At 72.8% G+C, this 12,886-nt stretch carries 13 protein-coding genes; 6 read left to right on the top strand and 7 right to left on the bottom strand.

Annotation, left to right across the window (positions count from 1 at the left end; all coding sequences use genetic code 11):
* The first annotated feature begins 147 nt into the window (after positions 1 to 147).
* Both OG514_RS06155 and OG514_RS06150 read left to right on the top strand, forming a co-directional pair.
* Entirely contained in the window at positions 148 to 411 is a 264-nt protein-coding gene (locus tag OG514_RS06155) for a hypothetical protein (RefSeq protein WP_266891665.1), read from the top strand.
* Between the two features lie 53 nt (positions 412 to 464).
* The gene (locus tag OG514_RS06150; protein ID WP_266891663.1) at positions 465 to 1,487 is read left to right on the top strand and encodes a helix-turn-helix domain-containing protein; all 1,023 of its coding nucleotides are present in this window, start codon (positions 465 to 467) and stop codon (positions 1,485 to 1,487) included.
* A 71-nt stretch (positions 1,488 to 1,558) separates the two neighbouring features.
* Here the strand turns inward: OG514_RS06150 and OG514_RS06145 are convergent, their stop codons facing one another.
* Complete coding sequence (locus OG514_RS06145) at positions 1,559 to 2,716, bottom strand: alkaline phosphatase PhoX (protein ID WP_266891661.1); 1,158 nt, start codon at positions 2,714 to 2,716, stop codon at positions 1,559 to 1,561.
* 307 nt (positions 2,717 to 3,023) lie between these two features.
* On the opposite strand from OG514_RS06145, the gene OG514_RS06140 reads away from it, so the two are divergent.
* Positions 3,024 to 3,473, top strand: a complete 450-nt coding sequence (locus tag OG514_RS06140) for a group III truncated hemoglobin (protein WP_266891659.1) — start codon at positions 3,024 to 3,026, stop codon at positions 3,471 to 3,473.
* 112 nt (positions 3,474 to 3,585) lie between these two features.
* On the top strand, positions 3,586 to 3,999 hold the full coding sequence (locus OG514_RS06135) for a VOC family protein (protein WP_266891657.1): 414 nt from the start codon (positions 3,586 to 3,588) through the stop codon (positions 3,997 to 3,999).
* A 17-nt stretch (positions 4,000 to 4,016) separates the two neighbouring features.
* Here OG514_RS06135 and OG514_RS06130 read toward each other — a convergent pair whose 3' ends face one another.
* From OG514_RS06130 to OG514_RS06105, 6 genes are all read right to left on the bottom strand, one after another.
* The gene (locus tag OG514_RS06130) at positions 4,017 to 4,778 is read right to left on the bottom strand and encodes an SDR family NAD(P)-dependent oxidoreductase (RefSeq protein WP_266891656.1); all 762 of its coding nucleotides are present in this window, start codon (positions 4,776 to 4,778) and stop codon (positions 4,017 to 4,019) included.
* Positions 4,779 to 4,822: 44 nt separating this feature from the next.
* Positions 4,823 to 6,223 carry an MFS transporter gene (locus tag OG514_RS06125; RefSeq protein ID WP_266891655.1) on the bottom strand — a complete coding sequence of 467 codons (1,401 nt, stop codon included), beginning with the start codon at positions 6,221 to 6,223 and terminating at the stop codon, positions 4,823 to 4,825.
* 110 nt (positions 6,224 to 6,333) lie between these two features.
* Positions 6,334 to 6,918, bottom strand: a complete 585-nt coding sequence (locus OG514_RS06120) for a TetR/AcrR family transcriptional regulator (protein ID WP_266891654.1) — start codon at positions 6,916 to 6,918, stop codon at positions 6,334 to 6,336.
* A gap of 37 nt (positions 6,919 to 6,955) precedes the next feature.
* Positions 6,956 to 7,312, bottom strand: a complete 357-nt coding sequence (gene nirD, locus OG514_RS06115) for a nitrite reductase small subunit NirD (protein WP_266891652.1) — start codon at positions 7,310 to 7,312, stop codon at positions 6,956 to 6,958.
* Positions 7,309 to 9,837, bottom strand: coding sequence for a nitrite reductase large subunit NirB (gene nirB / locus OG514_RS06110; protein ID WP_266891650.1), 2,529 nt, complete (start codon positions 9,835 to 9,837; stop codon positions 7,309 to 7,311). Before nirB ends, nirD begins: the two co-directional genes overlap by 4 nt.
* The gene (locus OG514_RS06105) at positions 9,834 to 11,063 is read right to left on the bottom strand and encodes an NAD(P)/FAD-dependent oxidoreductase (protein WP_266891648.1); all 1,230 of its coding nucleotides are present in this window, start codon (positions 11,061 to 11,063) and stop codon (positions 9,834 to 9,836) included. Before OG514_RS06105 ends, nirB begins: the two co-directional genes overlap by 4 nt.
* Before the next feature lie 217 nt (positions 11,064 to 11,280).
* Between OG514_RS06105 and OG514_RS06100 the strand changes: the two genes are divergently transcribed.
* Together OG514_RS06100 and OG514_RS06095 are read left to right on the top strand one after the other, a co-directional pair.
* Positions 11,281 to 12,690, top strand: a complete 1,410-nt coding sequence (locus OG514_RS06100; RefSeq protein WP_266891646.1) for a ferric reductase-like transmembrane domain-containing protein — start codon at positions 11,281 to 11,283, stop codon at positions 12,688 to 12,690.
* Positions 12,683 to 12,874 (top strand): hypothetical protein, encoded by a 192-nt coding sequence (locus tag OG514_RS06095; protein ID WP_266891644.1) that lies wholly within the window; start codon positions 12,683 to 12,685, stop codon positions 12,872 to 12,874. The genes OG514_RS06100 and OG514_RS06095 overlap by 8 nt, the downstream gene beginning before the upstream one ends.
* Positions 12,875 to 12,886 lie beyond the last annotated feature (12 nt).

The raw sequence follows: 12,886 nt of genomic DNA, 5'->3' as shown, positions 1-12,886 counted from the left end.
GTCATCTCTCCACCCTCACCGACGGGCGGCGGCTCCGGAAACACAGAGACGGGACGGACACCTTTGTGCGGAGGTGTCCGTCCCGTCGTTTGTTTGTTGAGCGGATGTGAGTAGTTGTTCAATTGCGCCTGATTGAATTATTGGCCATTGAACTTCTTCGCTTCCTCACCGCAAAGAATGGTGCGGGCGCGGCCTCCGGATCCCCACCCGGAGGCCGCGCCCTTTACCGATGCCGGGCAGGTGAGCCGCAACCTCGCCGACCGCCGCCAGACGGGCAAAGCCCCCCACGGTCTTCACCACGTCACCTCGGTCCTGAAGGTTTCCTGCCCGACCCGTACAGCTTTTCGGTTCCGCCCCGATTGCCGCGATGCTTTTCAACTGTGGCTGAAACACCCTGGTAACGTGCTGTGATGCTGTGCATACTCGTCGTCGGGGGTGGTTGCGAGTGCACAGGTGGGGACGTCATGCTGCGGATTCATTTCACCGGAAACGACTTGGCGGGGGTGCGGACCGCCGCCCGGCCCGATGTTCTGTGGGAAACGATTCTGAGTTTTCACCGTTTAAGGGACCGGCGCGGCCCCGTCGTCTTCGGGGAATGGCGCTCCGAAACCCGGATGCGGCTCGGTGGTGAGACCCGTCTCCTCGCGGCTCTCGTCCCCAGCCGCGGCTATTTTCCCGACTTCCTGACGCCTCCGGAGGGCGTCCACGGGCTCGACGAGGGCCTCCAGGCGATCCGCGCCACCGACGCCGGCCGGCTGCGCGGCGAGCTCTCGCTGCTCGCCGCCGACCGGTCCGGCGGGCGGACCGTACCCCATTCGCTGCGTGCCCTCGCCGACGGCGGCGCGGAGCCCTTCGACCGGCTCCTGGGGGCGCTGCGGAGCTATCACCGGGCCGCCGTGGAGCCGTACTGGCCGCACATCCGGGCCCGCGTCGAGGCCGACCGGGCCCGCCGCGGCCGGGCGCTCCTGGACGGCGGCGCCGACGAACTCCTCGCCTCGCTGCCGCCGATGCTGCGCTGGCGCGCGCCCGTCCTGGAGGCCGACTACCCGGTCGACCGGGACGTCCACCTCGACGGGCGGGGACTGCTGCTGCAGCCCTCGTACTTCTGCCGGGGGACCCCCGTCGTGCTGCGCGACCCCGCGCTGCCGCCGGTCCTCGTCTACCCGGTCACCCACGGCGAGGCGCCGACCGTCCGCGCGCCCGGCGGCTCCTCGCTCGCCAAGCTGGTCGGCCAGACCCGCTCGGCCGTCCTGCACGCCATCGGCGACGGCGGCACGACGAGCGAACTCGCCCGCCGGGCCGGGGTGTCGCTCGCCTCGGCGAGCCAGCACGCGGGCGTCCTGCGCGAGGCCGGGCTCATCGCGACCCTGCGCCACGGCAACGCGGTCCTGCACACACTGACGCCGTTGGGCGCCGCCCTGCTCGGCGGCGCCCAACGGACGGTGGATCTGCGGGTCTACGCGCGAAACGGGCCCGCCGCGTCGTAGGTCCCGCGCGAAACGGGCCCGCGCCGCGCCGTGGGTGTCACACGCGGAACGGGCCCCTCGCCGTGCGGCCGTCAGGTGCGGAACGGGCCCGTCACCTCGTAGGTGATGCCGCCGGAGGAACTGCCGCTGGTGCCCCGCTGGCTGGAGAAGTACAGCCGCGTGCCGTCGGGGGAGAAGGCGGGACCGGTGATCTCCGAGGAGGACTGACCGCTGACCCGCAGGAACGGGGCGACGACGTCGTCCGGGGTGATCACGCAGATCTCCAGGTTGCCGCCGTCCTCGGCGACGAACAGGTCGCCGGAGGAGGTGCCGGTGACGTTGTCGACACCCGTGAGCGGGGCGCCGCCGCCGACGACGAGCGAGTCGTCGTAGGCCAGCTCGTACGTGCCGGAGGCCAGGTTGACCTGCCAGACGCGGTTGTCGCCCTTGGTGGTGAACCACACGGTGTCGTTCGCGTAGTAGCAGCCCTCGCCGCCGGTGAAGCGCTTGGCGCCGGAGACCTGGTTGCGGGTGGTGGTCGGGGAGCCGTCCGGGTCCGGCACGTTCTGCCAGGTGAAGGTGCCGGAGGTGGCGGTGGAGGCCTTGAAGACCTGGAGGGTGCCCGAGGAGAGGTTGCCCCAGGTGGTGGGGATGAAGCGGTAGAAGCAGCCGTCCGTCTCGTCCTCGGTCAGGTAGATCACCTTGCGGACCGGGTCGGCGGCGGCGGCCTCGTGCTTGAAGCGGCCCATGGCGTCCCGGCGGGAGGCGGTGCCGCCCCACGGGTTCGACTCGTAGACGTAGCCGAGGGACACCTCCTCGCAGGAGAGCCAGGTGTTCCACGGGGTGGCGCCGCCGGCACAGTTCTGCCGGGTGCCGGAGAGGATGCGGTACGCGCCGGTGATGGTGCCGGACGAATCGAACTTCACCGCGCTCGCGCCGCCGCTCGGGTTGATCTCCGAGTTCGACACGTAGATCCAGCCCGTGCCGTCGACGAAGCAGGCGCCGCCGTCGGGGGCGCTGTGCCAGGTGTACGAGGTGCCCGGGACCGACTGGCCGGACCGGGCGATCACCCGGCTGGTGAACCCGGCGGGCAGCAGGATGCCGTTGGCGTCCGCCGCGCCGAGTGCTCCGTACGGGCCCGCGCCCGGCTGGGCGGGGGCGGCGAAGGCCGCGCCGTGCCACAGGCTGCCGCCGAAGGCGGCGGCCGACGTGCCGATGACCGCTCCGCGCAGGAAACTGCGTCGCTCCACGTCTCACTCCTGAGAAGGGTGGTGAACCGCCCCGCCACGCCGGTCGGGCGACGGGGTCGCGCGCTTCCGGAACCTAGGAGTACGGAATTGACTGTGCATCAACAAGCGGTGAAGGGGAAGCGGCGGCTACCCGGCGGGGCGTCGAGGCCGGTCCCGGGGGCTGACTTCGGGCCATGTCGATCCCCGTACACCTGCTCGACCCGGTACGGCGGCCCGGCTCTGGCTACCCGGCTGCCCGGCGGTCGGCGGTCGGAGGCGGGGACCTTCGGCACTTGGGCGTCGGCCGCCGGGGCGGGACACTGGACCCATGAGCGCCAGCCGGGACATCCGTGATCGTGACGACCTCGACGTGCTGCTGCGCCGTTTCTACTCCGCCGCCTTCGCCGACCCGCTCATCGGGCCCTTCTTCACCGAGATCGCCGGGACCGACCTGGAGGTCCATCTGCCGCGCATCACCGACTTCTGGGAGCGCGCCCTCCTCCGTACCGCAGACTACGGGCGCGACGCCTTCGCCCCGCATGCCGCGCTCCACTCCGCCCGGCCCCTCACCGCCGCCCACTTCGGACGCTGGGTGCAGCTCTGGCACGCCACCGTCGACGGCCTCCACACCGGGCCGCTGGCCGAGCGGGCCAAGGCGCAGGGCGAGCGGATCGCGCTCGCGCTGCTGCGCCGGCTCGCCGGGCCCGGGGCGGACACGGCGGGCTCCGGCGGTGGGTTCGTACCGTTGGCGGCCCTTGAGCTGCGGTCGGTGGCCTGAGCGCGAAAAATCTTCGGGAGAGCGATGAGTTACGGGCGGGACGCCCGTCTTACCTCTCGAAAGCGCCGGAACGCACCCAGCGGGCCGGCCGGCCGAAGGAAGAGAGCGCATCATGGCCCCGCAGATGATCTTCGTGAACCTGCCCGTCAAGAGTGTCGACGCCAGCAGGGCCTTCTTCGAGAAGCTCGGGTTCTCCAGCAATCCGCAGTTCAGCGACGAGACCACCGCCTGTGTGGTCTTCAGCGACACGATCTTCGCGATGCTGCTCGAAGAGCCCAAGTTCACATCGTTCATGGCGCCCGGCAAGGAGATCGCCGACGCGACCAAGACCACCGAGGTCCTGGTCACCCTCAGCGCCGAGAGCCGTGAGAAGTGCGACGAGCTGGCCGACGCCGCCCTCGCCGCCGGTGGCACCCCGGCCAAGGAGCCGATGAACCTCGGCTTCATGTACGGCCGCTCCTTCGCCGACCTGGACGGCCACCACTGGGAGATCTTCTGGATGGACCCGGCGGCCGCCCAGGGCTAAGACCGGCGCGCCAAGCGTCAGGCGGAGACGCCGCCGTCGATCACCAGGTCCGTGCCGACGGCGGAGCCGGCCGCGTCCGACGCGAGGTACAGCACGGCCGCCGCCACCTCGGCGGCGGAGGAGATCCGGCCCAGCGGAGACTCCTGCTTCATCCGGACCTCCCGATCGGCCTCCGTCTCGCCGGGCCGCAGCGACATCGACGACTCCGACGCGCCGGGGCTGACCGCGTTGATCCGGACCCCGTCGGCGATGTGGTCGAGGGCCGCGGCCCTGGTCAGCGCAGAGACGGCCGCCTTCGAGACCTGGTAGCCGAAGACTCCGGGGATCCGGACGTGCGGGCCCAGGTTCGACGCGATGTTCACGATCGCCCCGCCGCCGTGCGCCCGCATGTGCGCCACCTCGGCCTGCAGGGCGTGCAGCACCCCCGTGACGTTGATGTCGAGCAGCGTCTGCCAGTCGTCCAGGGGGAAGTCGGCGGCGCTGTGGCCGCCCCGGAAGACCCCCGCGTTGTTCACCGCCACGTCGAGACCGCCGAAGACCTCGACCGTACGCCGGACCAGCTCCCGTACGGACGCGGCGCTGGCGACGTCGGCGGTGACGGCCGCGGCGGTGCCCCCGGCGGCCTCGATCAGGCCGACCGTCCCCGCGAGGGGCTCGGCGGTGCGGCCGGCGGCGACGACCTTCGCGCCCTCGGCGGCGAAGGCGAGCGCGATGGCCCGGCCGAGCCCGGAACCGGCCCCGGTGACGAGGACGACGCGGTCGGTGAAGCGTGCGGTCATGTCGGTCAACTCCCGTGTGTTCGCTTTGACTTGACTTACTGCGCTTACTGCGCTTGCTGTGCTCGCTGGGCTTGCCTGGTGCGGATCGTGGTGGCGGCGAGTGCCGCGAACAGGGCGGCGGCCGCCGCGAGCGACACCGCGTCCCCGCCGAGGGTGAGAAGCGCGGCGAAGACCACGGTCGGGCCGAGCTCCATCGCCGTGTTCAGGACGCCGCCCGCCAGGCCCGCCCGGTGCGCCGGGACGCCCTCGGTGGCCAGGACGGCGGCGGCCGCGAAGGACAGCGCGCCGCCGGCCGGCAGCAGGAGCAGGCCGGGAAGCAGCCCGTACGCGTACGGGACGGAGGTGTCGAAGCCGGTCGCGGCGAGCAGTCCGAGCCCGGCCGCCGTCGTCGCGAGCCCGGCCGCGGTCACGCGCCCGGGGCCGTACCGCCCGATCAGCGGGCCCGCGAGCCGTCCCGAGCCGAGCAGGGCGACCGCGAAGGGCACGAACACGGCGGAGGTCGCCATTTCGTTCCAGCCGCGCTGTTGCTGGAAGGAGAGCGAGAGCAGCACGAAGACGGTGGCCGTGCCGGCCGCCGTGAGGCCGATCGCCGTGAGGCCCAGGGCCCGCCGGCCGTCGCGCAGGAAGTCCGGCGGCAGGAGCGGGTCGGCGGTGCGTCGCTCCACGGCCCCGAACGCGGCCAGGAGGACGAGGCCGACGAGGAGGGGCGCGAGGACCGGGGCGGAGCCCCAGGGGTGGGCGTCGGTGAGGACGAGCCCATAACTGGCAAGCGTGATCCCTCCGGTGGCGAGCAGAGCGCCGGGGAGGTCGAGGGACCGGCTCTTCGCGGTCCTCCCGGTCGGCCCGCCGGGTTCGGCTCCGGGCAGCACGCGCGGCGCGAGGAGCAGGGCCACGAGGGTCACCACCACCGGGACCGCGAACGTGCCGCGCCAGGACGTGGCCCCCGAGATCACCCCCGAGAGCAGGTTCCCCGCCGTCGCGCCGAGCACGGAGAGCCCGCCCCAGGTGGCCATCGCCCTGCCGTACGCGGCCGGTTCGGGGAACAGGGACCGGAGCAGCGCCATCGCCGCCGGGGCGACGAGCGCCGCGCCCACGCCCTGTCCGAACCGGGCGGCGAGCAGCGTCTCGTACCCGGTCGTGAGCGGCGCGAGGGCGGAGGCGGCGCCGAAGAGCAGCAGCCCGGCGGTGAGGATCCGGCGCCCGCCGAAGCGGTCGGCGAGGCGCCCGCCGAAGAGCAGCAGCCCGGCGAAGGTCAGCCCGTAGGCGGCGCTCAGCAGTATCAACTGGGGGCGGTCGAGCCGGAATTCGGCGCCGATGCGGGGGAGGGGCACGGCGAGGGAGGCGAGCGTGAAGATGAGCGTCATCTGTACGGCCCCGAGGAGTACGAAGCCGCGCCGGGATTGCTGCCCCGTCTCCACCGGTCGCTCGGCGACCGCCTCTGTCACGTGAAGTGTCCCCACGATCCATCCCCCCTGTACTTGACCGTACATTCCATAACAGCCGCCGAAGAAAGGGCGCCCCCCGTGGGCGCCCTTTCCGCGGTTCGCGGTTTCCCTCAGTCCAGCAGGCCCAGGGCCTGTTCCGCCGCGTCCCTGACCCTGGCCGGGTCGCTCGACGCCTTGCCGACCACCCGGATCCCCTGGAGCAGGACCAGGAGCATCCGCGCCAGGGCCCGCGGGTCCCGGTCGGCCGGGAGCTCGCCCCCGGCGCGGGCCCGGGTGAGCGCCGCGTACAGGAGGGTTTCGACCTGCTCCCAGCTGAGCTCGACCCGGCGGGCCACCGCCGTGTCGTGCGGACCCAGCTCCGCCGCCGAGTTGGTGACGAAACAGCCGTTCAGGCGCTCCCCGTCGGCCGACGCCTCGGCGGCGAAGCGCCGGACGAGCGTGCGGACGGCCGGCAGGGCCGGGCCCGGCGCGGACAGTTCCTCGACGAGCCGCGGGTCGCGGGTCTCCAGGTAGCGGTCCATCGCCTTCAGATACAGCTCGTGCTTGTTCCCGAAGGTCGCGTAGATGCTGGCCCGGCCGATGCCGAGGCGCTCCACGAGGTCCGACATCGTCGTCGCCTCGTAGCCGCGCGCCCAGAACAGCTCGAGCGCGGCCTGGAGCGCGGCGTCGGGATCGAATTCCTTGGTCCTGGCCACAAGGAGACCGTACGACTGTCTGGAACGATCGGTCAAGTTAGTTCAGGCGTACCGGGAACACCGTCACCGTGACCTCGTCGTCGTCCAGGCACCGGCCCGTCTCCAGGTCGAAGCGCTGCTTCAGGAGCGGCGAGGCCACGAACGGCCGCCCGTCCGCCGAGCCGACCAGCCCCCGGGAGAGCACCTGAGCCCCCGAGAACGGGTCGCGGTTGTCGATCGCGTACACGCGGCCCGACCGGTCCCGGAAGACCGCCACCTGCCGGCCGTCCGGCAGCAGTGCCGCCACGCCCCGGCCCGGGGTCAGCCGGGCCTCCTCGCAGACCGCCACCCAGGAGTCGGGGGAGGGGGAGATTTCGAGCGTCGTCGTGAGAGTCGTGGTCGTGAGAGTCGTCATCGGGAGGAAGCCCCTTCCAGCGTGCTGTTCGTCCTGCCGAGCGTCAGGATCGTCAGGTCCGGCTTGATCTGGTCGCGCTCCGGCACGAAGCGGACCGAGGGGTCCGGTGCCTCCGGCGCGTTCACGAAGGAGACGAAGCGCCGCAGCCGCTCCGGGTCGTCCAGGGTCTGCGCCCACTCGTCCTGGTAGTCGGCGACGTGCGCCGCCATCAGCGCCTCCAGCTCGTCGCAGAGTCCGAGCGAGTCGTGCACCACCACGTCCTTGAGGTGGTCGAGCCCGCCCTCCAGGCGCTCCAGCCAGGTCGACGTCCGCTCAAGCCGGTCCGCCGTCCGGATGTAGAACATCAGGAACCGGTCGATCAGGCGCACCAGTTCGGCGTCCGACAGGTCCTGCGCGAGCAGGTCCGCGTGGCGCGGGGTCGCGCCGCCGTTCCCGCCGACGTACAGGTTCCAGCCGTTGGCCGTCGCGATGATCCCGAAGTCCTTCGACTGCGCCTCGGCGCATTCGCGGGCGCAGCCGGAGACCGCCGACTTGAGCTTGTGCGGGGCGCGCAGGCCCCGGTAGCGCAGCTCCAGCTGGATGGCCATCTTCACCGAGTCCTGGACGCCGTACCGGCACCAGGTCTGCCCGACGCAGGACTTGATCGTGCGCAGCGCCTTGCCGTACGCGTGCCCCGACTCGAAGCCCGCGTCGACCAGGCGCGTCCAGATCGCCGGCAGCTGGTCCACCCGGGCGCCGAAGAGGTCGATCCGCTGGCCGCCGGTGATCTTCGTGTAGAGGCCGAAGTCGCGGGCCACCTCGCCGATCACGATCAGCTTGTCCGGGGTGATCTCACCGCCGGGGATGCGCGGCACGACCGAGTAGGAGCCGTTGCGCTGCATGTTGGCGAGGAAGTGGTCGTTGGTGTCCTGGAGCGAGGCCTGCTCGCCGTCCAGGATGTAGCCGTTGTTGAGGGAGGCGAGGATCGAGCCGACGGTCGGCTTGCAGACCTCGCAGCCCTCACCGCCCCGCGCCTCCTCCCGGCCGTGCGAGTCGAGCATCGCGGCGAAGGAGGCGATCCGCAGGGTGCGGGCGATCTCGTACAGCTCGCTCCGGTTGTACGAGAAGCAGCCGCAGAGCCCCTTGTCGGCCGGCGCCGGCAGCAGCTTCTCGATGACCTTCACGCAACTGCCGCAGCCCGTACCGGCCTTGGTGCACTTCTTCACCTCGGCGAGCGAGGAGCACTCGCCGATCGCGTGCTTCGTCACGTTGTGGCAGGAGCAGATCACCGCGTCGTCCGGCAGCGCCGAAGGGCCGAGCGCCACCGGCGCGCCCGCGCCCGCCGGAAGGACCAGCTGCTCGGGGGAGACCGGCGGCACGGTGCCGGTGAGCGGGCGGAGCAGGCCGTACTGCTCGGCGTCGCCGACCAGGACACCGCCGAGGAGGACGCCCTCGCCGCTGATGACCAGCTTCTTGTAGACGCCCGAGCGGGAGTCGGAGTACACGACGTCGAGGCAGCCCTCGGTCGTGCCGTGCGCGTCGCCGAACGAGGCCACGTCCACGCCGAGCAGCTTCAGCTTCGTCGACATGTCGGCGCCGGTGAAGCCGTCCCCGGCCTCGTCCGCCAGGGTCGCGGCCACCGTCTGCGCCATCTCGTAGCCCGGCGCCACCAGGCCGTACACCCGCCCGTCGGTCGCCAGCGCGCACTCGCCGATCGCGAAGACCGCCGGGTCGGAGGTGCGGCACTGCTCGTCGACCGCGATGCCGCCGCGCTCCCCGACGGTCAGTCCGCAGTCGCGGGCCAGCTGGTCCCTGGGCCGTACACCGGCCGAGAACACGACCATGTCCGTGGCCACTTCGGAGCCGTCCGAGAGCTTCATGCCCGTCACGGCGCCGTCCGCCGTCACGACCTCCTGCGTGCCCGTCCCGGTGTGGACGGTCAGACCCATCCGTTCGATCGTGCGCAGCAGCGCGGCGCCGCCGCCCTCGTCGACCTGCACCGGCATCAGCCGCGGCGCGAACTCCACGACGTGGGTGTCGAGTCCGAGGCCCTTCAGCGCGCCGGCCGCCTCAAGGCCGAGCAGACCGCCGCCGACGACCGCGCCGGTCGTCGCCGTCTTCGCGTACTCCTCGATCGCGAGCAGGTCCTCGATCGTCCGGTAGACGAAACAGCCGCGGGCGTCCTTGCCGGGCACCGGCGGGACGAAGGGGTACGAGCCGGTGGCGAGGACGAGCGAGTCGTACACGAAGACCCGCCCGGAGCGGGCGGTGACCGTACGGGCCTCCCGGTCCACCGACTCCGCCGGATCGCCCACGTACAGCTCGATGCCGTGCTTCTCCATGAAGCCCGCCTCGACCATCGAGAGGTCGTCCGGGGTCTTGCCGGAGAAGTACGAGGTCAGCTGGACGCGGTCGTAGGCGGGGCGCGGCTCCTCGCAGAGGACGACGATCCTGGCCCGCTCGGTGACACCGCGGTCGGCGAGCGACTCCAGGAACCGCTGGCCGACCATTCCGTGGCCGACCAGGACGATGGTGGGGGTGGTCATGAGGAGCCTCCGTCGTGGGTGAGCAGGTGCAGCAGGGGGGCCTCGTCGGGCAGGGCTTCGTCGCCCTCCCAGGCCCGGGCGAGCGTGCCGACGGCGGCCAGGTCGCCGAGGAGGACGCCACCGACGAGGCGGTCTCCGCGGACGACGACCTTGCGGTAGGCGCGGCGGGTGGCGTCGGTGAGCTGGACGACGTCGTCGCCGGGTTGCGGGGTGGCCTCGCCGAACGCGGCGAGGTCGAGGGGGGCGGGGCCGCCGAGGGTGAGGCGGGTGAGGGCACGGGTGCCGGTGTATCGCCCGGCCTCGGGCGTGCCCGCACGGGGGTGGGCGGCGGGCGTCGATTCCGCCGGCAGCAGGTTCACCAGCGCGTCGGCCTGTTCCAGCGCTGGGCCCGCCAGGCCGTAGACGCGGCCCGCGTGCTCCGCGCAGTCGCCCACCGCGTGGATGTACGGGTCCGAGGTGCGGAGTTCGTCGTCGACCACGATGCCGGTGGACACCGTGAGACCCGCCTCCCTCGCCAGGGCCACTCGCGGGCGGACCCCGCAGGCCAGGACCACGATCTGCGCGTCGAGGACGAAGCCGTCGGCCAGTTCGACCGCCGTCACCTCGCCGTCCCGCTGCCGCAGGCCGCTCACCCGGCACTCGGTGTGCACCTCGACCCCGAGGGACTCGACGTGTTCGTGGAGCAAGGCCGAGGCCTGCGCGTCCAGTTGGCGTTCCATCAGGCGTTCGCCCTGCTGGGTCAGGACCACCTCCGCGCCGAGCGCCGCCAGGGCCCGCGCCGCCGAGACCCCGAGGAGTCCGCCGCCGATGACCACCGCCCGCGTCCCGGGCCGTACCCGGTCGCGCAGCGCCAGGCAGTCGTCGAGCGTACGGAAGGCGTGGACGCCCTCCGGCAGCTCCGCCCCGCGCAGTCCGCGCAGCGGCGGAAGGACCGGGTTGGAGCCCGTGGCCAGGACCAGTCGGTCGTAGCCGACGAGCGAGCCGTCCGCGCACTCCACCGTCCGCGCCGCCCGGTCGATCCGCACCGCCCGCACCCCGAGCCGTGCCGGCTCGCGGGTTCCGGGCAGTGCGATGACCTCGGGGGCGTACCGCCCGGCGAGGACGTCGGCGAGCAGCACCCTGTTGTAGGGGGCGTGCGGCTCCTCGCCGAGGAGGGTGACGGGCAGGCGCTGGGCGAGCCGGGCGCCCGCCGTTCCGCCCCCGACCACCACGATCCGTGTACTCATACCGGGAAGCGTGCGCGGCCGGTGTTACCCGACGGCATCCCGACTGTTTCCCGTACGGAACGCTGATCTCCGTCCCCCGCCCCGACCGCTGTGAGGCCGGGCGGGGCGGCCGTCAGGATTAACCCGTGGTCAGGCTCGGCTCAAGCCAGGCTTAAGGATCGCGGGGACGGAGCTGAGCTGGGGATTCCCGTATACGGGCGGACCTACTGTGCCGGGTGTGACCACCGAGGCCAGCCACCCTCTTTACGTACCCCTCCCCAGTCAGCCGGTGCACGCCCCGGCCCCCGCACCCCCGATACCGGCCCCGCCCGCTCCCGCCCTGAGGCTCGCTCCCGAGCGTCTGCGGACCGCGATCCTCGCCGGCGCCGGGGCGGTGGCCCTCCTGTGGGGTGTCCAGGCCCGGCCCTCCGCCCGCCTGGACGCCTTCTTCGCGTCCGGCGCCCACCTCACCGGCCTCCTCGCCGGCTACGGCGTCCTCGTCCTGCTGCTGCTCATGGCCCGCGTCCCGGCCGTCGAGCACGGCGTCGGCGCCGACCGGCTCGCCCGCTGGCACGCGCTCGGCGGCCGGTACGTCCTCGGTCTGATCGGCGCCCACGCGCTCCTCGCCCTCTGCGGTTACGCCGTGCACACCCGCACCGACCTGGTCACCGCCACCGGGGACCTCCTCGCGTACGGGGCGATCGCCGCCGCCACCGCCGGCACCGCCCTCTTCGTCGCCGTCGGCATCACCTCCGCCCGGGCCGTACGGAACCGGGTCCGCCACGAGACCTGGCGGGCGATCCACCTCGGCGGGCTCCTCGCCGCCGCCCTCGGCTTCGTCCACCAGCTCGCCGGACCCGACATCGCCGACAGCCTCCTCGTCCGCTGGCTCTGGTCGATGGCCCACGGCACCGTCGCCGTCCTCCTCGTCTGGTACCGGCTCGTCGTCCCCGTCCGCGCCGCCCTCCGCCACGAGCTGCGGGTCGTCGAGGTCCGCGACGAGGGACCCGGGGTCGTCTCGGTCCTCGTCCGGGGCAGGGGAGTGGCCCGGCTGCGGGCCGAACCCGGCCAGTTCTTCCGCTGGCGCTTCCTGCGGCGCGGGCTCTGGGCGACCGCCCTGCCCTTCTCCCTCTCGGCGCCCGTCCGCGACGACACCCTCCGGATCACCGTCAAGGCCCTCGGCGACCACACCCGCCGCATCCGGCGCCTCCGCCCCGGCGTCCGGGTCCTCGCCTCCGGACCCTTCGGCGCGCTCACCGCCCACCGCCGCACCCGCCGCAAGGTCCTGCTGCTCGCCGGAGGCGTCGGCATCACCCCACTGCGCGCCCTCTTCGAGACGCTGCCCGGCGGGCCCGGCGACGTGACCCTGCTCTACCGGGCCTCGGACGCGGCCGGTCTCGTCCTGCGCGAGGAGCTGGAGGCCATCGCCCGCGAACGGCACGCCGCCCTCCACTTCCTCCTCGGTCGCTCGGACGACTCCTTCGACCCCCTCGCCCCGCGCGCCCTGCGCCACCTGGTGCCGGACCTCGCCGTCCACGACGTGTACCTGTGCGGGCCGCCCGCGATGGCGCGCGCCGCCACCGCCAACCTGATCCGGGCCGGGGTTCCGGCCTCCCGCATCCACAGCGAGGACTTCGACCATGCCTAGACACGGTGCCCCACGCGTCCCCGCCGTCGAGCAGGCTCGCCGCCGGCTCGCCGCCGCCCTCCTCGGTGCCGGCGCGCTCGCCGCGACCCTCCTCACGGCCTCGGTCTCCCCGGCCGCGCCGCCCGCCCCCGACCGGGAACCGGGCGCCGCAAGCTCAGACGTAGCTCAACTCTCCAGAGATTGATGGACGGGGCAA

The sequence above is a fragment of the Streptomyces sp. NBC_00572 genome (assembly GCF_026341815.1).
In the GTDB taxonomy this organism is placed as follows: Bacteria; Actinomycetota; Actinomycetes; order Streptomycetales; family Streptomycetaceae; genus Streptomyces.
Note: the sequence above shows the minus strand (reverse complement) of the source record. Positions and strands in the feature narration are given on the sequence as shown.

Bases quoted from the DNA above. Each gene is read 5' to 3' on its own strand.
- OG514_RS06150 (WP_266891663.1), top strand. From the start codon at position 465: ATGCTGCGGATTCATTTCACCGGAAACGACTTGGCGGGGGTGCGGACC.
- OG514_RS06140 (WP_266891659.1), top strand. From the start codon at position 3,024: ATGAGCGCCAGCCGGGACATCCGTGATCGTGACGACCTCGACGTGCTG.
- OG514_RS06130 (WP_266891656.1), bottom strand. From the start codon at position 4,778: ATGACCGCACGCTTCACCGACCGCGTCGTCCTCGTCACCGGGGCCGGT.
- OG514_RS06105 (WP_266891648.1), bottom strand. From the start codon at position 11,063: ATGAGTACACGGATCGTGGTGGTCGGGGGCGGAACGGCGGGCGCCCGG.
- nirB (WP_266891650.1), bottom strand. From the start codon at position 9,837: ATGACCACCCCCACCATCGTCCTGGTCGGCCACGGAATGGTCGGCCAG.
- OG514_RS06095 (WP_266891644.1), top strand. From the start codon at position 12,683: ATGCCTAGACACGGTGCCCCACGCGTCCCCGCCGTCGAGCAGGCTCGC.
- OG514_RS06135 (WP_266891657.1), top strand. From the start codon at position 3,586: ATGGCCCCGCAGATGATCTTCGTGAACCTGCCCGTCAAGAGTGTCGAC.
- nirD (WP_266891652.1), bottom strand. From the start codon at position 7,312: ATGACGACTCTCACGACCACGACTCTCACGACGACGCTCGAAATCTCC.